At 42.6% G+C, this 20,032-nt stretch carries 17 protein-coding genes and 1 other RNA gene; 12 read left to right on the top strand and 6 right to left on the bottom strand.

Going from position 1 to position 20,032, the window contains the following annotated elements; all coding sequences use genetic code 11:
• Positions 1-145: 145 nt before the first annotated feature.
• The 4 genes from AS194_RS12960 (at position 146) to AS194_RS12945 (ending at position 3,890) form a co-directional block, all read left to right on the top strand.
• Positions 146-889, top strand: a complete 744-nt coding sequence (locus tag AS194_RS12960) for a phospholipase D family protein (RefSeq protein WP_058025913.1) — start codon at positions 146-148, stop codon at positions 887-889.
• A gap of 204 nt (positions 890-1,093) precedes the next feature.
• Entirely contained in the window at positions 1,094-1,732 is a 639-nt protein-coding gene (locus AS194_RS12955) for a peroxiredoxin (protein ID WP_058025912.1), read from the top strand.
• 222 nt (positions 1,733-1,954) lie between these two features.
• Complete coding sequence (locus AS194_RS12950; protein ID WP_058025911.1) at positions 1,955-2,617, top strand: glutathione S-transferase family protein; 663 nt, start codon at positions 1,955-1,957, stop codon at positions 2,615-2,617.
• Positions 2,618-2,951: 334 nt separating this feature from the next.
• Positions 2,952-3,890, top strand: a complete 939-nt coding sequence (locus AS194_RS12945) for an META domain-containing protein (protein WP_058025910.1) — start codon at positions 2,952-2,954, stop codon at positions 3,888-3,890.
• Between the two features lie 142 nt (positions 3,891-4,032).
• Here the strand turns inward: AS194_RS12945 and ruvC are convergent, their stop codons facing one another.
• Positions 4,033-4,617: a crossover junction endodeoxyribonuclease RuvC gene (gene ruvC / locus AS194_RS12940; RefSeq protein ID WP_058025909.1), complete on the bottom strand. Its 585-nt coding sequence runs from the start codon at positions 4,615-4,617 to the stop codon at positions 4,033-4,035.
• A gap of 153 nt (positions 4,618-4,770) precedes the next feature.
• On the opposite strand from ruvC, the gene AS194_RS12935 reads away from it, so the two are divergent.
• Entirely contained in the window at positions 4,771-5,394 is a 624-nt protein-coding gene (locus AS194_RS12935; RefSeq protein WP_058025908.1) for an FxsA family protein, read from the top strand.
• A gap of 113 nt (positions 5,395-5,507) precedes the next feature.
• On the opposite strand, the gene ssrS is transcribed toward AS194_RS12935, so the two are convergent.
• Positions 5,508-5,703: non-coding RNA, 6S RNA (gene ssrS / locus AS194_RS13410), on the bottom strand.
• 233 nt (positions 5,704-5,936) lie between these two features.
• Between ssrS and gpmI the strand changes: the two genes are divergently transcribed.
• Both gpmI and AS194_RS12925 read left to right on the top strand, forming a co-directional pair.
• Positions 5,937-7,601 (top strand): 2,3-bisphosphoglycerate-independent phosphoglycerate mutase, encoded by a 1,665-nt coding sequence (gene gpmI / locus AS194_RS12930; protein ID WP_083499704.1) that lies wholly within the window; start codon positions 5,937-5,939, stop codon positions 7,599-7,601.
• 313 nt (positions 7,602-7,914) lie between these two features.
• Complete coding sequence (locus AS194_RS12925; protein ID WP_227511660.1) at positions 7,915-9,309, top strand: S41 family peptidase; 1,395 nt, start codon at positions 7,915-7,917, stop codon at positions 9,307-9,309.
• Between the two features lie 82 nt (positions 9,310-9,391).
• On the opposite strand, the gene AS194_RS12920 is transcribed toward AS194_RS12925, so the two are convergent.
• The 3 genes from AS194_RS12920 to AS194_RS12910 all read right to left on the bottom strand — a co-directional run bounded on the left by AS194_RS12920 (position 9,392) and on the right by AS194_RS12910 (position 13,690).
• Positions 9,392-11,098 (bottom strand): sigma-54-dependent transcriptional regulator, encoded by a 1,707-nt coding sequence (locus AS194_RS12920; RefSeq protein ID WP_058025907.1) that lies wholly within the window; start codon positions 11,096-11,098, stop codon positions 9,392-9,394.
• A gap of 171 nt (positions 11,099-11,269) precedes the next feature.
• Positions 11,270-13,018: a sensor histidine kinase gene (locus AS194_RS12915; protein ID WP_058025906.1), complete on the bottom strand. Its 1,749-nt coding sequence runs from the start codon at positions 13,016-13,018 to the stop codon at positions 11,270-11,272.
• Positions 13,019-13,054: 36 nt separating this feature from the next.
• Complete coding sequence (locus tag AS194_RS12910; protein WP_058025905.1) at positions 13,055-13,690, bottom strand: response regulator; 636 nt, start codon at positions 13,688-13,690, stop codon at positions 13,055-13,057.
• A gap of 434 nt (positions 13,691-14,124) precedes the next feature.
• Between AS194_RS12910 and AS194_RS12905 the strand changes: the two genes are divergently transcribed.
• On the top strand, positions 14,125-15,201 hold the full coding sequence (locus tag AS194_RS12905; protein ID WP_058025904.1) for a serine hydrolase: 1,077 nt from the start codon (positions 14,125-14,127) through the stop codon (positions 15,199-15,201).
• 87 nt (positions 15,202-15,288) lie between these two features.
• Positions 15,289-15,960 (top strand): thiamine phosphate synthase, encoded by a 672-nt coding sequence (locus AS194_RS12900; protein WP_058025903.1) that lies wholly within the window; start codon positions 15,289-15,291, stop codon positions 15,958-15,960.
• A 26-nt stretch (positions 15,961-15,986) separates the two neighbouring features.
• On the opposite strand, the gene AS194_RS12895 is transcribed toward AS194_RS12900, so the two are convergent.
• Positions 15,987-16,316: a TraR/DksA family transcriptional regulator gene (locus tag AS194_RS12895; protein WP_058025902.1), complete on the bottom strand. Its 330-nt coding sequence runs from the start codon at positions 16,314-16,316 to the stop codon at positions 15,987-15,989.
• Between the two features lie 442 nt (positions 16,317-16,758).
• Between AS194_RS12895 and AS194_RS12890 the strand changes: the two genes are divergently transcribed.
• The 3 genes from AS194_RS12890 (at position 16,759) to fba (ending at position 20,030) form a co-directional block, all read left to right on the top strand.
• Complete coding sequence (locus AS194_RS12890; protein WP_058025901.1) at positions 16,759-17,973, top strand: phosphoglycerate kinase; 1,215 nt, start codon at positions 16,759-16,761, stop codon at positions 17,971-17,973.
• A gap of 254 nt (positions 17,974-18,227) precedes the next feature.
• A complete protein-coding gene (locus AS194_RS12885) occupies positions 18,228-18,614 on the top strand; it encodes a hypothetical protein (RefSeq protein WP_058025900.1) in 387 nt (128 codons plus the stop codon).
• Positions 18,615-18,992: 378 nt separating this feature from the next.
• Positions 18,993-20,030, top strand: a complete 1,038-nt coding sequence (gene fba, locus AS194_RS12880; protein ID WP_058025899.1) for a class II fructose-bisphosphate aldolase — start codon at positions 18,993-18,995, stop codon at positions 20,028-20,030.
• Positions 20,031-20,032 lie beyond the last annotated feature (2 nt).

Raw genomic sequence — 20,032 nt, 5'->3', positions numbered from 1 at the left:
TCTAAAAATGTCATTGCTAAAATGATGTTTTGAAACAATACTAAACAATAGTAGTTTGCAAGCAAGCCCATTTCTAGTACGCTAGGGATGGGCTTTTTTGTGAATAATTATGAAGTTTTTGACAGTTATATCTAAGGAAGTGAGCATGGCAAAATTTTTGAATAGCAGTGGGACGACTTATCATTTAGAAGAGTTGATTAAAAATGCGTCTGATCGGTTGATTATTATTAGCCCATATTTAAAGCTGAATGAACGCATTAAAGAGCTGCTAGAAGATCGCAACCGTCTAAAAATCGATATTCGCATTGTCTATGGCAAAAATGACTTACATCCAGAAGAAATAAACTGGTTAAAAAACTTAACGTTTATTCGTACCAGCTTTTGCAAAAACTTGCATGCGAAATGCTACCTGAATGAAAACGAGTGCATTATTACCAGTTTGAACCTGTACGAATTTAGCCAAGTCAATAATAATGAGATGGGCGTACTGATTTATCGTAATGACGATGCTAAGCTTTATGCTGATACTTATGAAGAAGCGCAACGCATTATTCGTATCAGTGATGAAGTTAGGATGTCTCTTGAAAAAGTCACTGAAACTGAGAACCAGCCTGAACCTAGCACCAAAACAATGAGCGCTCCTACCAACGCAATCGTCACATCTACAACAGACGCCGCACCTAGTTATTCTAAACTGACCACCGCCAAGCTTGCTAAAGAATTAGGTCTCAAGACCCAAGAGTTAAATGATAAGTTGCTTGCAGCGGGTTACCTACAATCTCAAGATGGTGAGCTAGTATTGACTGATGCTGGGCGTGTGGCTGGTGGCGTGAGTAAAAAAGGCAAGTTTGGTGAGTTTTGCTTATGGGATGCAGGGATGGTGGTTTAATAAATAATTGATATATCTACTTAGGGTTAAATGGAATAACCGCATTACAATCCGTCACAAGACATTCATAACCAGTTTGTTACTATAAAGTCAGTTTTTACGGATGTGCTTTGCATTTTTATGGCGAGCACATCGATGATAATAATAGAGCGCGCGGCCAACGGGTCGATACAAGCGTTCATCAACATAGCTAAGGAATAAAGCATGGCACATTTACGTTTAGGCGATACCGCACCAAACTTTGACGCTGCGACCACAGAAGGCGATATTAATTTCCACGAGTGGGCAGGCGATCATTGGGTGGTTTTTTTCTCACATCCATCAGACTTTACCCCAGTATGTACCACTGAGCTTGGTCGTGCAGCAGCACTCAATGGCGAGTTTCAAAAGCGCAATGTAAAACCGATTTGTATCTCTGTCGATAGCTTAGAGGACCATAAAGCGTGGGCGAGTGATATCGGTGAGACGCAAGGGACAGAGATGAACTTTCCAATCATCGCTGATCCTAACAAAGAAGTGGCTGAATTATATGACATGATGCATCCTAATGCAGATAGCACGCATACGGTACGCAGCGTTTTTATCATTGATCCAAATAAAAAGGTGCGTCTAACGCTGACGTATCCGGCCAGTTGTGGTCGTAACTTTGATGAAATCATCCGTGTTATTGATGCGCTACAATTGTCAGATGAGTATAACATCGCGACACCTGTAGACTGGAAAGATGGTGATGACGTGATCATTCCACCAAGTGTCAAAAACGAAGACATTGCTGCCAAATATCCAAAAGGTCACAAAGAAATCAAGCCGTACCTACGTACGACACCAGCCCCTAATAAATAACTGGACTGGTTGCATAAATATGATTAAATAAAGCCCCGTGACTTAAAGTTATGGGGCTTTTGCTATTTTTACCTCATGAGTAATAAGCCTTTGCCATGACGGTCAGAGTAGGCTATAACTATGGTATGGAGTATCAATAGATAGGTGCTCATTAGTGCCACCATCATAATAAAGCGTATCAGCGCTAAATTTCTATTCAATCATTCTTACAAGGAGTTCATCATGAAAAAATTATACGTCACCCGTACAGCGCCCAACCCGCGCAAAGCCCTTATCTTATTGGCATCAAAAGGGATTGATGTTGATGATATGGATGACATTGATGTGATTGATATTGATTTTGCCAAAAATGAGCAGATGTCAGACGAATTTACCAAAATAAATCCGATGCAGACAGTGCCTGTCTTAACATTAGACGATGGCACCGTGCTCAATGACTCACAAGCAGTCTGCGAATATCTGGATCGCGTCTATGGTGAGCGTTCTGTTATGGGCAATGACGTGATACAGCGTGCCCAAGTGTGCTCGATGCGCCGTATTGCTGAGTTTGAGGTGATGTATAATTTAATGCTAGCGTTTCAGCACAGTCATCCGTCTAAAGCCCAGCGTGTTGAACAAGTGCCAGAATTTGTTGCGCCATCAATTGCCCGTGCTGTCAAAGCCATGGGGTATTTTGAGACAATCCTAGAAGGTCGTGAGTATCTGGTGGGTGAGCAATTGAGCTTTGCAGATATCGTGCTATATTTGGGCTTAGATTTTGGTAAAGTGCTCAAAGTTGATCCGAATGAGCAAGGCAAAAACTTAGCCCGTTTTTATCAAATGATGAATGAGCGCTTTAGTATCAAAAACATGGCTAAAGCTAAGCCTGCGGAAATCAATGATTAGATAAAGAGATACATCGCAAGTTCTATTGTTTTTAGATGCTTGCTCATTAAAGATAATATCGGGGATAGCTAATATGTATTAGCTATCCTTTTTTTGTCCATGAAATTAACGACATTAGATAGCAGAGTAATAAAAGAATTTCAAACATAATAAAAATCAACATTTTATTACATAAGCTAATAATGCTCGGTCTATAGTGGTTAATTTAACGTGATTATAATAACGATATTCCAGAACAGTTAATTAAATGTTTCTTCAAAAGATGCAAGACCAGCAAGTATATAGAAATAAGTAATCGAGAAAATTGATATACGCTTACTAAGAGGTTCGTAATATGGTAGGTAGAGCCAAAAAATCAGCACTGACAACGTTTTTATTGCCAAGTATTGTGGCGGTGAGCCTCATACTAGGCGCTTGTCAAAAAGAAAACACGGCTCACGACAATGAAGGATCAGGTATCTCCAATACTGGTGAAAAAGTAGACTCACTAGCGATTGAGGATAGGGCCTCAGATACCAACTCAGCAACTACTGAATCTGGCTCGACGACATTTACTCCCAAAGAAAAGCTGATGAATACTTTGTCTCGTCATCGTTGGAGCTTAGTTAGTGCAACGGATGCCAATGAGCAGCCTATAAGTGAGCTTACAGATATCGATGGTCAGGGGACTCTGGTATTTAATCCAGAAACACTTATCTATAGTGTCGGTTGTAATACAATAAGCGCTGCTTATCAGCTGCAAGGACATACATTGAGTATCGAGGAAGGAATGAGCACCAAAATCTCCTGTAACGAACTCGATATGGCAGAAAATAAATTGAATGCCTTGATGCTAGGAAATAGTGAGTTAAAAATAGAGCAAAGTGACAGCCCAGTATTGACTCAATTTACCAACGATAATGTCACTTTGGTATGGAATGGCAGACTCACACCACAAGCGAAATACAATAGCAAAGGTGAGACGGTATTTTGGGCAGTGAATGCCAAAGAAGTCAATTGTGATATGAATGGTGAAAAGCAGTGTCTCCAAGTTAGGCCCGTCACTTACAACGATCAAGGTGTCAAAGTTCGTGAAGGGAAGTGGAGAGTATTTGCGGGAGAAATAGATGGCTACCATCATGAGGGTATGCACGAAGAAGTATTACGATTGCAGCGCTACCGATTAGAGACTAACGAATTAATAGAGTCAGATGAGACAACAGAAAATGATAATGATGATGAAAAGTATGCATATGTACTCGATGCTGTCATTGAAAGTGCAGTCGTAGAGTAGTCCGCTATAATTTCGTCCTGCAAATGATAAAGTGACAGTGCTGGTACTCATAAAAAAACACGCATCCAATAGCGTGTTTTTTTATTGTCTCACTATTTTAATGCCTATTGGTTTTGAAGCTTGTCTGCTTTAACGCCTATCTTTAACGCAAGTTACCCAAATCTTCTTCGGTCAAACGCCAACGACCCTTTTTCTTAGAGCCACCGCGTCCTCGCATAGAGCTATTAAGTAGTATTTTATTCATAGAATGGCTTGAGTGCGCATGACAAATAGCACAGGCAAGACCATCGGCTGCATCCTGCTGTGGTACGACTTCTAACTGTAGTATGCGGCAAACCATCTCCTGCACTTGCTCTTTAGCAGCAGCACCATAGCCGCACACCGCTTGTTTGATCTGCCGAGCAGTATACTCTGATACTTCTAAATCCAAGGCGACCATCGCTGCAATAGCCGCGCCTCGTGCTTGCCCAAGCTTGAGTGCAGAATCAGGGTTTTCTGCCATAAAGACTTGTTCAATCGCCGTATAGAGAGGCTCGTCAGCGTATTTTAAGTGATGCTGCGTAATGCGGGTCAATCCATTAAAAATACGCTTGAGGCGTTCAGGCATCTCTTTGGTATCTGTGCGAATCGTGCCTGCATCGATATAAGTGAGCTTATCACCCGTCTGCTGGACTATTCCATAACCCGTCATGCGTGACCCTGGGTCGATCCCGATAATAATTGCCATAGTATTCCGTCTTGCTTACATTTTGTTTTATGGCTTAAAAATCAGCCGTAAGTTTGATAGTATAGCAACCAATCCCCATATACATCATATGTTAGCCATTTTAATTTGCATGGCGCTCAATTTATTGGTTTTTATTTTATAGGACGACACTTTATGGGTCAGATAGTTGGTATAGCCATCGTTTGGTTTATTATCGAGATGCTACTGTGGTATTTGCTTGCTCAGTTTATGAGCGGCTGGTGGGTATTCATGTGGTTTATTGTCGCAGCAGTGATCGGTATTTCTCTTATACGCAAAGGTATGGCTTCTTTGAATCCGATGGCTCAGCAGATGAAAGCAGGTGGTATGATGAATCCTGCAATGCGTCCACCAGAGTCCACCATGATTAAGAGCATTGCCATGGCAGTCGCTGGTATTTTGCTACTTATTCCAGGTGTGCTGAGTGATGTGCTCGCGCTACTCGTGATCTTGCCACCAGTACAAAAGAAACTCAAAGACTTTGCCAATAACTATGTCATGAACAATCAGCAAAAAATGATGGAAATGATGGCAAAACAGATGGGTGGTCAAATGGGTGGCGGCCAAAATCCGTTTGGTGGTATGGGTGGCCAAAACCCATTCGGTGGCGCAGGCGGTATGAATAACCAAAATCCATTTGGTCAACAACAGCAAAATCCGTTTGGGGACGTATTCAAACAGCATACGACTGTTGATGGTACGGCCAAAAACATCCCTAAAGATGTGAAAAAAATTACCAAATCTGCTAATGATGAGTAACGATGATTTAGTCATTCATTAGGCATAGAAAAAGCCCCTCCCGTCATTAACGAAAGGGGCTTTTTGGTGGCAGTAAATACATCAATTATAAAGAACATATTTACAAACCGAATGAAACAACCGAAGTGCCGCTGTAAGATGGTGACCCATGAACCGTGAAGTTCAGGGCGGATGCGTCATCCTCTCTGCAGGTTTCCTGATACACCGCAAGCGGTGCAGGCATACACAATGAGACGATAGGTACCACATCCTGGTAAAGCATTATCGGCTCAGGGAATAAACATCTACTAGCCAACACTTCAGAATAGATTCATCTTAACCAATGAGATGAATGATTGCAAGTAGGATTTACAGATTGATACGCAGTATTGTTACCTAGTATCTGTGGTAGGTTTTGGGCTTTTGATAACGATACAAACTCATCATTTTTTAGTGAAAAATTGTCAGTTTTTCAGCTATTTTAAGATATGTGTTAATATATAGGGCTTTCCATACCCTAACATAGCATTGAAGGCGTTCATTCACTCGAGGAGCGGTAATATATGACCAGTACCCAGCAAGCATCAGAATCTATTGGCGACAATCAGGCGCAGCAGCTCAGCAGTAAGCAAGAAGACGGCGCACAGAATAAAAAAACGCCGCATGTCTTAATGATATTAGACGGCTTTGGTTATCGTGAAGAAGATAAAGATAACGCCATTGCTGCGGCAAATATGCCAAATCTAGATAGAATTTACCAAAAATACCCTCATGGACTGATTTCTGCTTCAGGAGAAGATGTGGGTCTGCCAGATGGTCAGTTTGGTAACTCAGAAGTTGGCCACATGAACTTGGGTGCTGGCCGTGTTCTTTATCAAGACTCGACTCGCATCTCAAATGAACTTGCCAATCGCGAATTCTACAAAAACGAAGCATTGGTTGACGCAGTAAAAGCGGCCAATGAGCTTGGCGGCAACGTACATATTATGGGTCTGCTCTCTGATGGCGGTGTTCACTCACATCAAGACCATATCGAGGGTATGTGCCATTCAGCGTTGGTTCATGGTGCCAAAAACGTCTTTATCCATTGCTTCTTAGACGGCCGTGATACCCCGCCTAAATCTGCGGATAAATATATCAATCGTCTACGTGATTACATTGATAAGCTTAATGCTCATTATGAAGGCGGGCGCGTACAGATTGCTAGCATCATCGGTCGCTACTATGCAATGGATCGCGACAACCGCTGGGATCGTGTACAAAAAGCTTATGAGCTGATCACTGAAGGTAAGGCAGATCGCTTGTCGACACGTGCGGACGGTGCTGTACAAGCGGCTTATAAGGCACGTGAGACTGACGAATTTATCAGCCCGACGACTGTCATCGGACGTGATGAGGTGCCTTATACCGTCGAAGACAATGATGCGCTGATATTTATGAACTTCCGTGCCGACCGTGCTCGCGAGCTTGCCCAAGCCTTTGTTTTACCTGATCATGAGTTTTCAGGTTTTGCCCGTCAAAAGCAGCCAAAACTTGCCGCCTTTGTGATGTTGACCAAGTACTCAGACGTTTTGGCGGACAATGCAAAAACCAGCATTGCTTACTATCCAACGTCTTTGGCCAACACCTTGGGAGAGTATCTGCAGGATCAAGGTAAAACACAGCTACGTATCGCAGAAACTGAGAAGTATGCGCATGTGACGTTTTTCTTTAGTGGTGGCCGTGAAGAAGAGTATGATGGCGAGACGCGTATTTTGGTACCCTCTCCAGATGTCGCGACTTATGATTTGAAGCCTGAGATGAGCGCACCCGAAGTCACGGATAAATTAGTAGAAGCGATTGAATCTGGCCAATATGATGTGCTCGTTGTCAATTATGCCAATGGAGATATGGTAGGTCATACAGGGGTTTTCGATGCTGCGGTAAAGGCGGTCGAAGCGTTGGATGTCTGTGTGGGCCGTGTCGAGTCGGCAGTAAAAGCGGCTGGCGGTGACATGCTTATTACGGCTGATCACGGTAACTGTGAGCAAATGCAAGACTACGAAAGTGGTCAAGTACATACTCAGCATACGACAGAGCATGTACCGCTGATTTACGTAGGCGCACAAAAACTACAGGTACGTCGTGGCGGTAAGCTTAGTGATGTGGCACCGACTATTTTGGCACTAATGAATGTTGATGCACCCACCGAAATGACTGGTGAGAGTTTATTGGTTTCAGCATCTTAAGCCAGTTGTCTCAGATTATCCGTACATCGGATAATCTGTAAAGACATGGCTCGTTGGATGAATGATATAAACTAGAAAAGGGAGGGGTAGCTATTACCTTTCCCTTTTTTTATGATGGATTTTGCTTGATGATTTGCAAAACTGCCCTAGTTTGAGAGAGGCCTTTGGTGTTAACTTATACGGTAATACATAACAATAACTTTATACATTCTATTATTTAAATGAGTTTTTTATGCATCCTATCTCTTTTGTGTGCGCATCTTTGTCTAAACAATTAGACCAACGAGTGATGAAGTCGTCGCTAGCGACCATTATGTCCAAACCCGTATACTTCAAGTTTATAGGCTTTAAGCCCAGTCTAGCAATAGGTTTGCTTGGATTGTGTGTTGTCAGTATGGACGCGCAAGCAGCAGTGACCTCATTCGGTGATGCTAGTCCGACATCAAGCCTACAGCTTATCAGTTTGAATGCCGATGATATAGTGGCTGAAGATGATACTGAGATGCTGAATGCTGCCGACGAATCAGATGACTCAATAGACAGTATGCCAGACGAAAGTGCGGTAATGGACGATGATGATAATATCGATACTAGTATTCCATCAGAGGTTGCGCAAGTATCATTGAATGCAATTTCTCCTGAGACATTAAAGACCTTTGTTGCTGTTGTTGATTTAGTGCGCCGTCAGTATGTTGACGCGGTCAATGATGAGGAGTTATTTAATAATGCAATGAGCGGTATGTTAACTAAGCTCGATAGCCATGCTGAGTTTTTGGATGCGGAGGCCTATGAAAACCTACGCGCTTTTACCGAAGGGGACGTAGGTGATATCGGTATCCAAGTTACTTATCAGCCAGAGGTGGGCTATTGGGTCATCACAGAAGTTATTGATGATTCGCCTGCAGATAAAAAAGGCATCGCAGTGGGCGATTATTTACACCAAGTTGGTGAATTCAAACTTGACGAAAATCGGCAAAGTAATGACGTTGAGCAGCTATTAACAGGGATTGCTGGTACCCAAGTAGATATCATCACTTCTAAAGCGGGTCGCCGCAAGCACACGACGACATTGCAGCGGAATAATAGTCACCCTCAAATTGTCGAGACAAAACTCGTCGATGGCATTGCGATTGTTAAACTACCTGCATTCCAGAACAATAGCCGTGAAAAGCTGTTGGAAGGTTTGATTAATTTAGATGCACCTATCTCAGGTATTTTACTTGATTTGCGTGACAATCCGGGCGGTGTTCTTACATCGGCGGTGAGCGTTGCCAGTTTATTTATGAATGATACCGATGTGGTACAAGTACAAGCACGTCAAGACAAATCGCGCGTACTAACCACCCAAGGGGATGCGATACTTAAGCCTCTACCTATGGTTGTTCTACAAAATCGCTACTCGGCATCAGCGGCAGAGGTTTTGGCCAGTAGTTTACAGGCACAAAAACGCGCTACTATCATCGGTGAAGTAAGCTATGGTAAAGGCTCAGTACAGTCAGTCATACCACTCAATGACGAACAAGCAGTCAAGTTGACAGTAGCTAACTATATGACAGCCTCAGGCAGGCAGATCGATGTCATCGGCGTTGAGCCTGACATTACTTTGTCAGGAAGTGAGAGCTCATGGGAGCAGCAGGCGCTGGATTTATTAAAACCCCGCGCGCTCGATTCTGGCATCCGCTTCATTCGAAAGACTACTGCAAATTAGTATATTGTTGATAGATTTAACAATATACCGTCAGGCAGCCATTGAATCTCTGAAATAAAAATCCAATGGCCCGATAGAAGACTTACTCAGATTGATCTTCTGCAATTTCTAACTTTTTCATACGATAACGTAATGAGCGAAAAGTCGTCCCAAGTAGTTCTGCTGCTTGGGTTTTGTTCCAGCCAGTTTGTTTGAGGGCTGTGATGATTAATTGCTTTTCTTGTTCCTGTAGATAATGCTCCAACCCTTGGGCTGGCAATTGACCATCAAGCGGTTCTTGCAGGCTTGTAGTCTCATTCTCTTTTGGTTGAATAGGACGATGGAGGGGTACTTTCTCATTCGTATCACTTGAGCTGGTTGATGGTTCTGTATTATTAGGCACTGAGCGCTGTATCATTGAAGGGTAGTGTTGGGTATTAGTACGATAAGGGTGCAAGTTGGTTGTTTCTTTCTTGTGCTTTACAGCCGTTATCTCACTGTCAGATTGAAGAGTCTGTTCACGGTTTTCTATTGCTTTAGACATTGTTTGGGTAGTTGGTTGAGATTGGTTTTGCTCATTTGCGTAATGGTTAGATTGTTGCGCATTGCTGTGAGCTTGCGTATCTTTAAGGTCGTGACTAACATCAGGTAGGCCTAAATGACTGATATCAATGTCCGAAGTTTCCGCCAACGTCACTGCACGCTCAAGTAAATTACGTAGTTCACGAACGTTACCGGCAAAGTCATGACGCTGCAAACGTTCGCTGGCTTCACGCGTGAGAGACGGTGGCACGTCTAACTGCCACTCAGCAGAAATCATGGCTAAAAAATGCTCTGCTAATACAGGGATGTCATCACGTCGATCATTCAATGTCGGTAGCTTAAGCTCAATCACATTGATACGATAATACAAATCTTGTCGAAATGCGCCATCCTGTACCAAGCGGCTCAAATCTTTATGAGTAGCGGATAAAATGCGGATGTCTACTGGTACTTCTTTGGTGTCACCAATGGCCCTCACGGTCTTTTCTTGAATAGCACGCAACAGCTTCACCTGCATCGCTAATGGTAAGTCTGCCACCTCATCTAAAAATAAAGTACCGCCATTGGCTTGCTGAAACAATCCCTGCTTGTCAGCCACAGCCCCTGTAAAACTGCCTTTTTTATGACCAAAAAACTCTGACTCCATCAGCTCAGAAGGTATTGCACCGCAGTTCACTGGTACAAAGCTGCCATCTCGTCGCGGGCTTAAATCATGAATCAGTCTAGCGACGACCTCTTTACCTGTACCAGACGCACCAGATAAAAAAACAGGCGCTTGTGAGCGTGCCAATTTTAATATGGTGTTTTTAAGAGGGTGCATGATCGCAGAATCACCGATTAGTCTAGCGTCCAGCATCTTTTGCTCAGGTGAGGATTCAGGCGTGGCTTGTGCCCCATTATCCTGATGAATAACCTTTAGAGCGTTTTCTACCAATTGACGTAATCTTGGTAGCTCAAGTGGTTTATTGACAAAATCAAAAGCACCAAGCTTCAGTGCTTCAATAGCAAGGTCCATGCTTCCATGAGCCGTGATGACGGCTATCGGTGTATTCGAGCTGTTGCTGATTTCTTTGACCAGCTCCAACCCTGAGCCGTCAGGTAGTTTCAAGTCAGTGAGGCAAAAATCATAAGTATTGTCTTGCCAGTATGATCTTGCTTGCGCCAAAGTATAGGCTACATCACTTTTGATGCCCATTTTAGTCAAAGTAATTTGCATCAATCGGCATAGATCCACTTCGTCATCAACGACTAGCGCGCTTGTTGTCATACATTATCTCGTCAAATTCAATGGCTGCAAAGTATTAATAGCTAGGTCTAAATAGGGGTAAACTTCTTTTACAAAAAAAATTGTAAATCAATCATGTACGGTGGCTATTAGCTACCAATATGTAATGTTCAAACATTTGTGATTAAGTAGTATTTTGATTTATGACTGGGATTAATAAAGATTTTCTTCCACGGCTTGAAAGATATTTTCAGAGTCAATAGCAGGCGAAATAAAACGAAAGCACGTTTTTTCATGTTCAGGAATATAGAGCAAACGTGCCTGATTGGCTTCACAAAAGGCTTGCGATAAATATAGTCCCAAGCCCGTGCCAGCTTTGTCTGTCGTAAAAAATGGATTAAACAAATGTTTTAAATCCTCAGTCTTAATACCATCACCATCATCCAATATGTCAATTATAACATCGCTGTCTGCACAGTAAATCTCGATTTCTACGTAAGCGTGAGGATGGCTATAGCTGCTATAACGCAAGCCATTGTTGATCAAATTAATCAAAATTTGTTCTAACTGGTGAGGATCAAATGATATGGTTGGTTGGGTTTTTACATGCAGAAAAATGTCGTGCCCTTGAAAATAGTTATCCAAAAATACTGGCATCCACTCAGCCAAAACAATGGCTTGCTGAGAGGCCGCTTGCTGGCGAGACAGTTTTAAAATATCTTCAATAATACGGTTGACGCGTTTGGTTTGTGAAAATATCATTTCATAGAGCTCATGATTGGCTGTCATGTTGACATTTGATGCATTTTCCTCAATTTCGGTCAAGTCTTCCATCAGTAGTTGGCTGGCTTGTGAGATGGCGGCTAGAGGATTTCTAATTTCATGAGCAATACTGGCAGTGAGTTGTCCTAACGACGCCAGTTTTAATTGTTGGGCGCTGGCCTGCTCACGGCGTAAGTCTTCCAATAGGATTAATTTGCTATCATCTTTTAGCGGGATGATTTGTACGCGTAGCTTACCAAATATCGAAGCGTTTGCCACCTCAGGCACATCGTACGTAAACGTACGCGATTGTCCTGTTGCCACTGACAAGCAAGCTTGGAGTAGCTGAGAATGCTGTTTGCTAAGTTGTTGTTTAAAGTTAGATAGAATGGCATGAGGCGTATCGCCTCTCATTTCTTTTATATCGGTTGAAGTGCTAGATGCAGGCAATGATGAATCTTGTGTGATACTGAGCAGTTGGTGGGCCGCAAGATTTGCAAGGACGATATTCTGTTTATCGATGACAATCACACCATTGACCATTTGTGTAATGACTTCTTGATTGATGACATTGAGTCGTTCAACCTCTTTGGCATGACTTTGTGCTACTTTCTCAAGCTGTACCAAGCGTTGTGAGATAGACCAACTCAAACCACCTACTGCCAAGAAGCTTGCCGACATCAGCAAAGCATCACCCAAATTGGCCAAATTCATACTATTGGCAATGGCATAAAAAAACTGCTGATAGATAACAAAAATAATAGCCAACAAAGTGATAACTAGCGCTTGTGAACCATGCAATAGCATAAAGCTAGCGGCGACAACGACCATATAGAGCATAGTCAGTTGTAAGTCCGGCTCACCTGCTGTATACAGCAATAAGCTTAATATAATAACGTCTAATACGAGCCCAAAGGCTAACTGTCGGCGCATCTGCTTTGTGACAACGTAAAACAGCCCGAGCAAAATCAAGCTCAGCATCACATAAAAGCTCAGGGCTGTTTGCTGTAAAAAACTGGGGAGAAAGGCGCTATCACCGGCGCGTGCAGATATATATACCATCAGCATAGAAAATATACTGACGACAAAACGATAACTGCTATAAATAATGCCTAGTCTGCGCAGCTGCGGCAAAGGAAGTGTATCATCGTGGTGTAAATAGCGACTGATGGCAGAAATGATGGTGGTGGCAGGTTTCATAAATTGACCATGATGACAAAGGAGATACTAAGCAACTTATGGTTGAATCAAACCATGGCGAATGGCCAAATGCGTTAATTTTACATCACTATCAACGCCAACTTTTTCATAAATACGATAGCGATACGTATTGATGGTTTTGACGCTGACAAATAATTGGTCAGCAATCTGCTGCGGGCTTTGGCAATTGACCACCATCATAGCCACTTGCTTTTCTCTATCACTTAACAAATCAAAAGGCGAGCTGGCATTATCAGACAATAAGACGTCCGCCAATTGCTCAGCAACGTCTTGGCTAAAATAACGACCACCTTGATAGATTTTTTTGACAGCGCGTATCATCTCATCAAGTGGCGTACCTTTTGTGATATAACCGTTTACACCAGCTTTGATGAGCATTGAGGGGTAGGGCTGTGCAGACATACTACTAACAGCTAAAATCTTGATACCCATATCGAGCTGAATCAAGCGTTTGGTCGCTTCAAGGCCACCAATATTGGGCATGTTGACATCTAGCAAGACCACGTCAGGACGTAACTGCTTGGCCTGCTTGATTGCCATATCACCGCTATCTGCTTCGCCCACTACTTCGATATCGGGGCTGTCTGACAACATACGGCTAATACCCATCCGTACTAAATCATGATCATCGACCACCAACACTTTAATCATAACCATACTCTTTATCGTTTGTCAGAATGAATGTTTTTACAAGGATTAAATAACAGAAAAAACAAAGTTAACATAAGCCGTTTTTTGATTCTAAATACAGTTTTTTCTTTTAAATACATAGGATACGGCTAATATGCTGTATCAATATCTTCATTTAATATAATAAAGTACAAAGAATCATAACATTCTAAGTTAAGTTATATTGCTGTATTGTTAATCAGTGTTTCTAAAATATAAATCAGTTGTATCAAAGTTTGAATGAAGCTAAAAAAAACCGTTAAATCAGTTTGATAGATTAAACTTAAATGTAAACCATGATACACTAAAAATACAAAAGCTCTATGTGAGTACTTACAAACACATCTATAAACGCTACGTACGTTCTTGGCGTCAGGCAGTATGTAACTGGCGTGATAGCGACAGCAGGAGGCATAATGAAGCAACTACTATTAACCAAACAGCAATTGATCGCTGCTATGATTTCATTGAGTTTGGGCAGTGTTGCACAAGCCGCACTTACAATTAATGGTAGCACTGAGACAGCTTCTAGTGCACGCTTGAGTTGGGGCGGTGCTGATAGCTTGTCTGAAGCGCGTAACATCATGTACAAGTCTAATGGCTCTGCTATCAAAAAAGTCGACAACGGCTATGGTACGACCAATATCACAAATAGCAGCAGTTTTGCTAGCAGTAACAATACCGCTCGATACAATACGACTTATCGCGGCGCATTTGGTAGCAGTGATATGATCCCAATCAGTACAGACTCGCGCAGTGTCGCGGTGATTGATGCTGAAACGGGCGAATCTATCTACGAAAAAGACGCTGACATCGCGCGTCCTATGGCCAGTATTACTAAAATAATGACAGCCATGGTTGTGCTAGATGCAGGTCTCGATATGCGTGAAGAAATCACGCTTGACCCAGAAGACTTTGTAGGGCCTAAGCGCGCCAGCTCACGCCTAAAATCAGGCGATCGTTTAAACCGTGCCGAGATGCTATTGATGGCTTTGATGAAGTCTGAAAACCCAGCCGCAAAAAGCTTGGCACGTAACTATCCAGGCGGCTACAATGCCTTTATCCGTGCGATGAACAGAAAAGCACAAGATCTAGGTATGACTACTGCGTTTTTCGGTGATCCAACGGGTCTTGATAAGCGTAACGTTGCTTCATCGAATGATTTGGTAAAAATGGTTCGTGCTGCTGGCAACTACGATGTGATTCGTCGCTTCTCTACCACCAAGAGCTATGACTTCTTTGTTTCAAACTACTCAAGTGGTAATCGCACTTATAAAGCCAACAACACTAGTAGCTTGGTTCGTGCAGGTTATTACCCAATCGGTATCTCAAAAACAGGTTTTATTAACGAAGCTGGGCGCTGTGTTGTGATGGAAACGCGAGTCAATAATCGCCCTGCAATTATCGTCATCCTAGGGGCAAACAGCTCAGCAACACGTTGGGGCGATGCTAAAAACATTCTAAACAGTTTGGCGACACGTCGTACCGTATAGACGCGCTGTTTTAAATATGTAAAAAAGGCTGTTATATCATATAACAGCCTTTTTATTGTGTTGAGTTTAAGATTAAGGATCTGCCCTATGAATCAGTCATCAACCTCATCTGCGATACCCAAGCTATATTTGCTGACCAATGATGATGAATTTGAATTGTTGTATCAAAAGTTAGATGCCGCCTTATCAACAGGGCTAATCGTATTGTTGCAGATTCGGCGCAAGCAAACACTTAGTCTACCAGATGGTCATATAACGCTTTATGAAGAAGCCAAACAGATTGTTAAGCTGGCCAAAGCACATGACGTTCCAGTCGTTATGAATGATGATATTGCAATAGCAGCTAAGCTTGGTATTGGTGTACACCTTGGGCAAGGAGATGGCAAAATTGGTGATGCTTTGCAGTCTCTTGAATCGACTCAAATAATTGGTCGAACTTGCCATGGGAATATTGAATTAGTCAAAGAGGCAAAGGATGATGGTGCAAGCTACGCTGCGATGGGTGCCATATTTAATTCTACCACAAAACCGAATGCTGATATTATCTCACGTCAGAAGTTGATTGAAGGCTGTCAACAAGACATACCCATATGTGTGATAGGCGGATTAACTGCAGAAAATATTTCAGAGCTGGCAGGCATACCAATTGCGCTTGTGGCGGTAGTAGGCGATATTATGGATTTGCCTGTAGAAAAAATCGCCGAGCGTTGCTATCAATGGCAGCAGGCAATTTCTAAATGGAAAACACCTGCTGTATAAAATGTGTTCTAGATGAAATTTATTAGCTATTCAGCATGTTCCATACACAAAGTAGCGTAGGGCAGCGCTTCTAAACGTTGCTCTTCAATCGGTTCACCGCAAACCTCGCACTCGCCATAAGTACCATTTTCTATACGACTTAAGGCATTTTCGACATAGATTAGGCTCTGACGCGCCTCGCTCATTAAATTTTTGCGCATATCATTTTGACGATAGGATATAGCCTGATCTTCCCAGTGCTCATTGAGATCATCTTGTGGGTTTTGGATATGATCTTCGATTTTGTCAATGCGAGACTCGTACTCATCTTTTAGTTTTAATAGATTTTGCTTTGCAGTGTCTAAGTCGATACTCATTGTGTTCTCCTAAAAAGTTATTGTTATTGTCAACGCTTCTATCATAAAGAGCCTGACTGCTGAGTACCACCACGAAATGTTACTGTTTATTGAATGAGTTCAAAGCTAGCAGTTACAGCCGTTTCCTATCAATGCTGGAGTAAAATTACTCACTCAATATTTTCATGTTTTTAAAAATCGTGAAAGTTTGCTTGTGAGCATCTCATAGAAAACTGATAGAATACACCGCCACTGATTTCTACTCACTTATCTGTTCCAGTAACTTGGTGTGATAGTTAGTATAAAGACTCAGTGATGAAGACATATAAAGATAGCAAGTGTGCAGTCTAATAAGGCTCATTGTTAGAGCAGATATAGTAAATGATAGTTAAAAAATTATCAGTCATATCAATCATGATAGTAATCGTAAATTAATAGATATATTGATGCATAGGAGCAGGTAATGAATTTTTTGCGTATGAGCGAGCTGAACTTAACCGATAAAGTGGTATTGATCCGAGAAGATTTAAATGTCCCTATTAAAGACGGTAAAGTCACAAGTGATGCTCGCTTACAAGCAAGTCTACCTACTATTGAGATGGCGCTAGAGAAGGGTGCTGCTGTTATTGTTTGTTCACATCTGGGACGCCCAACAGAAGGCAATCCTGAGTCTATTTATTCATTGGCACCAGTTGCTGATTATTTGACAGACAAATTGGGCTCGCAATTAGCGTCACCAGTGCGCCTGAATAATGATTACCTGACTCAAGGCGCTGCTGTAAAACCTGGCGAAGTCGTACTACTAGAAAATGTACGTTTTAACGATGGTGAAAAGAAAAACGATGCGACGTTAGCGAAGAAGTACGCGGATTTATGTGATGTCTTTGTTATGGATGCCTTTGGTACCGCGCACCGTGCGCAAGCATCAACAGAAGGCGTGACGCAAGCGATGCGTCAAGCAGAAAAAACTGTTTGTGCAGGGCCTTTGTTGGCAGCTGAGCTTGATGCCTTGAGCCTGGCGCTTGAAACACCAGCTCAGCCTATGCTTGCCATCGTTGGCGGCTCAAAAGTGTCTACCAAGTTAGAAGTGCTACATAGCTTAGCTGAAGTCTGTACACAGATTATCGTTGGTGGCGGTATTGCCAATACTTTCTTAGCGGCGCAGGGGCATAGTGTGGGCGCGTCGCTATACGAAGCAGACTTGATCGATACTGCGCGCGATATCATGACCAAGACTGAGATACTACTACCTGAGTATGTGGTTGTTGCTGATAAAGACGACATCGATTTTGCTGACTTTACTGGTTCATTGCAAAAGGCAGTTGCGACAATCAAGTCTGTTGATGCTATTGGTGATAACGACATGATATTGGATATCGCGCCAGAAAGCGCGAAGGAACTTGCCGATGCTATTATCAATGCAAAAACCATCTTGTGGAATGGCCCAGTCGGTGTTTTTGAAGTTGATGCTTTTGGTCAAGGGACGCAAATACTAGCAACAGCTGTAAGAGACAGTGACGGTTTTTCAATTGCGGGTGGCGGTGATACCTTGGCGGCTATTGATAAATATCAAGTCGCTGATGGCGTCAGTTATATGTCAACGGGCGGCGGTGCATTTTTAGAATTTGTAGAAGGTAAAGTGCTTCCAGCAGTTGCTGCGTTGCAAATTAACGCTTAACTAATTAACGTTACTCAGTATTTTCGTAACACTAGACGTACAACTAATAGTAAACATCTAAGGTAGTCTGTGAAAATAATATTTTGACTTTCATTTGGCTTATTTATATTGGTATAGCTAAAATTGATAGTCATTGATTATTAAGCAGTAATTATTTGTTTCTACACTGAAAATTATTATTGCATGTCTCATTCGTACTCTATAAAATAGCGCGACCATGTATCTTGACATGCATTATTTACGAGAGGTTTATTATGTTAAAACGTCATTTGTTACTTGCTAGCATACTTGCTGGTACCTTTGCAGTTACTGCATGTAGCCAACAAACAGAAGAGAACACTGAAGCTGCTGTTGAATCAGCTGGCGATGATGCTGCTGCAAACGCTGATGCCGCTGCTGCCGAAACAGACGCTGCTGCTGCTGAAGCTGAAGCTGCTGCTCAAAACGCTGGTGCTGAAGTTGCTGAAAGTGCAGACACTGCTGGTGCAGCTGCAACAGACGCTCTAGAGAACACTGGTGATGCTATCGCTGAAGGTACTAACACAGCAGTTGAAAATACTGCTGAAGCAGTTGCTGACGGTGCCAATGCTGTTGCTGATGGTGCTAACGATGTTGCAGTTGATGCAGAGCAACAGTACTAAGCAATTAAATGACTGACTTTTTGGATACTATTATAAGTCATCCATTATCATAGTCATTGCTCTATAAGCCTCGAAATACTAGAAAAGCCTTGGTGATTGCCAAGGCTTTTTGCGTTCTGTGCTATGAGTATGATAGATAAAATGGTTCAGTTGTCGTAGACACCAATGAGAGAAAGAGACTGATTAGACTGACAAATAGTCAGGCAACTGCTACGAAGACAGCACAATTTTTGCTATAATCACCGCGTGATAATCATATCCCAAATGAGTCAGACTTTGACTGATATATATACAGTCAGTATGGTCGAGCAGATAGCGGAATGATTGTTACAAAGCTGCATTTAAAATACTACTCAAAATCCAATCAGAGAGCATCTTATGGCCCTAATCTCCTTACGTCAACTTCTAGATCATGCCGCTGAACACAACTACGGTGTTCCTGCCTTTAACGTCAATAACTTAGAGCAAATGCGCGCAATCATGATGGCTGCGGATGCTTGTGATTCACCTGTTATTGTTCAAGCCAGTGCGGGCGCACGTAACTATGCAGGGTCGGCATTTTTGCGTCATTTGATTATTGCTGCTATCGAAGAATGGCCACACATTCCAGTGGTGATGCATCAAGATCACGGTATGTCACCATCTATCTGCCAGCGCTCGATTCAGCTTGGTTTCTCATCAGTTATGATGGACGGCTCGCTCGGTGAAGATGGCAAAACGCCAATGGATTATGATTACAATGCCAGCGTCACTCGTGAAGTGGTCAAAATGGCACATGCGTGCGGTGTCTCTGTAGAAGGCGAAATCGGTTGCCTAGGTAGCCTTGAGACCGGTATGGCAGGCGAAGAAGATGGCTCTGGCGCAGAAGGCGTATTAGATCACGAGCAGCTTTTGACCAGTGCTGATGAAGCTGAGCAATTTGTAAAAGACACCAATGTTGACGCGCTAGCGATTGCTATCGGTACGAGTCACGGTGCTTACAAATTCACGCGTCCACCGACAGGCGATATTTTGTCGATTGAGCGTGTAAAAGAGATTCATGCCCGTATTCCTAACACGCATCTTGTCATGCATGGCTCTTCATCAGTGCCGCAAGAATGGCTAAAAATCATCAATGAAAACGGCGGTGATATTGGCGAAACGTATGGTGTACCGGTTGAGCAGATCGTAGAAGCGATCAAGCATGGTGTGCGTAAAGTAAATATCGATACTGATTTGCGTCTAGCATCAACAGGCGCTATCCGTGAGTTCTTGGCAAATAATCCAAGCGAATTCGATCCACGTAAATACTTCAAAGCGTCTATGGTCGCGATGTCAGACATCTGCACCAATCGTTTTGAAGCGTTTGGTTCCGCTGGTCAAGCGCATAAAATCCGTCCAATTAGCCTCGAAGGCATGGTCGATTTTTACCAATAAGG

It is taken from the genome of Psychrobacter piscatorii (assembly GCF_001444505.1).
Taxonomy (GTDB): domain Bacteria; phylum Pseudomonadota; class Gammaproteobacteria; order Pseudomonadales; family Moraxellaceae; genus Psychrobacter; species Psychrobacter piscatorii_B.
This window is presented reverse-complemented; position numbering and strand designations above follow the sequence as displayed.

What these genes read in the sequence shown, in the direction of transcription:
- AS194_RS12960 (WP_058025913.1), top strand. Translation starts at nt 146, where the DNA reads ATGGCAAAATTTTTGAATAGCAGTGGGACGACTTATCATTTAGAAGAG.
- AS194_RS12955 (WP_058025912.1), top strand. Translation starts at nt 1,094, where the DNA reads ATGGCACATTTACGTTTAGGCGATACCGCACCAAACTTTGACGCTGCG.
- AS194_RS12950 (WP_058025911.1), top strand. Translation starts at nt 1,955, where the DNA reads ATGAAAAAATTATACGTCACCCGTACAGCGCCCAACCCGCGCAAAGCC.
- AS194_RS12945 (WP_058025910.1), top strand. Translation starts at nt 2,952, where the DNA reads ATGGTAGGTAGAGCCAAAAAATCAGCACTGACAACGTTTTTATTGCCA.
- ruvC (WP_058025909.1), bottom strand. Translation starts at nt 4,617, where the DNA reads ATGGCAATTATTATCGGGATCGACCCAGGGTCACGCATGACGGGTTAT.
- AS194_RS12935 (WP_058025908.1), top strand. Translation starts at nt 4,771, where the DNA reads ATGGGTCAGATAGTTGGTATAGCCATCGTTTGGTTTATTATCGAGATG.
- gpmI (WP_083499704.1), top strand. Translation starts at nt 5,937, where the DNA reads ATGACCAGTACCCAGCAAGCATCAGAATCTATTGGCGACAATCAGGCG.
- AS194_RS12925 (WP_227511660.1), top strand. Translation starts at nt 7,915, where the DNA reads ATGTCCAAACCCGTATACTTCAAGTTTATAGGCTTTAAGCCCAGTCTA.
- AS194_RS12920 (WP_058025907.1), bottom strand. Translation starts at nt 11,098, where the DNA reads ATGACAACAAGCGCGCTAGTCGTTGATGACGAAGTGGATCTATGCCGA.
- AS194_RS12915 (WP_058025906.1), bottom strand. Translation starts at nt 13,018, where the DNA reads ATGAAACCTGCCACCACCATCATTTCTGCCATCAGTCGCTATTTACAC.
- AS194_RS12910 (WP_058025905.1), bottom strand. Translation starts at nt 13,690, where the DNA reads ATGATTAAAGTGTTGGTGGTCGATGATCATGATTTAGTACGGATGGGT.
- AS194_RS12905 (WP_058025904.1), top strand. Translation starts at nt 14,125, where the DNA reads ATGAAGCAACTACTATTAACCAAACAGCAATTGATCGCTGCTATGATT.
- AS194_RS12900 (WP_058025903.1), top strand. Translation starts at nt 15,289, where the DNA reads ATGAATCAGTCATCAACCTCATCTGCGATACCCAAGCTATATTTGCTG.
- AS194_RS12895 (WP_058025902.1), bottom strand. Translation starts at nt 16,316, where the DNA reads ATGAGTATCGACTTAGACACTGCAAAGCAAAATCTATTAAAACTAAAA.
- AS194_RS12890 (WP_058025901.1), top strand. Translation starts at nt 16,759, where the DNA reads ATGAATTTTTTGCGTATGAGCGAGCTGAACTTAACCGATAAAGTGGTA.
- AS194_RS12885 (WP_058025900.1), top strand. Translation starts at nt 18,228, where the DNA reads ATGTTAAAACGTCATTTGTTACTTGCTAGCATACTTGCTGGTACCTTT.
- fba (WP_058025899.1), top strand. Translation starts at nt 18,993, where the DNA reads ATGGCCCTAATCTCCTTACGTCAACTTCTAGATCATGCCGCTGAACAC.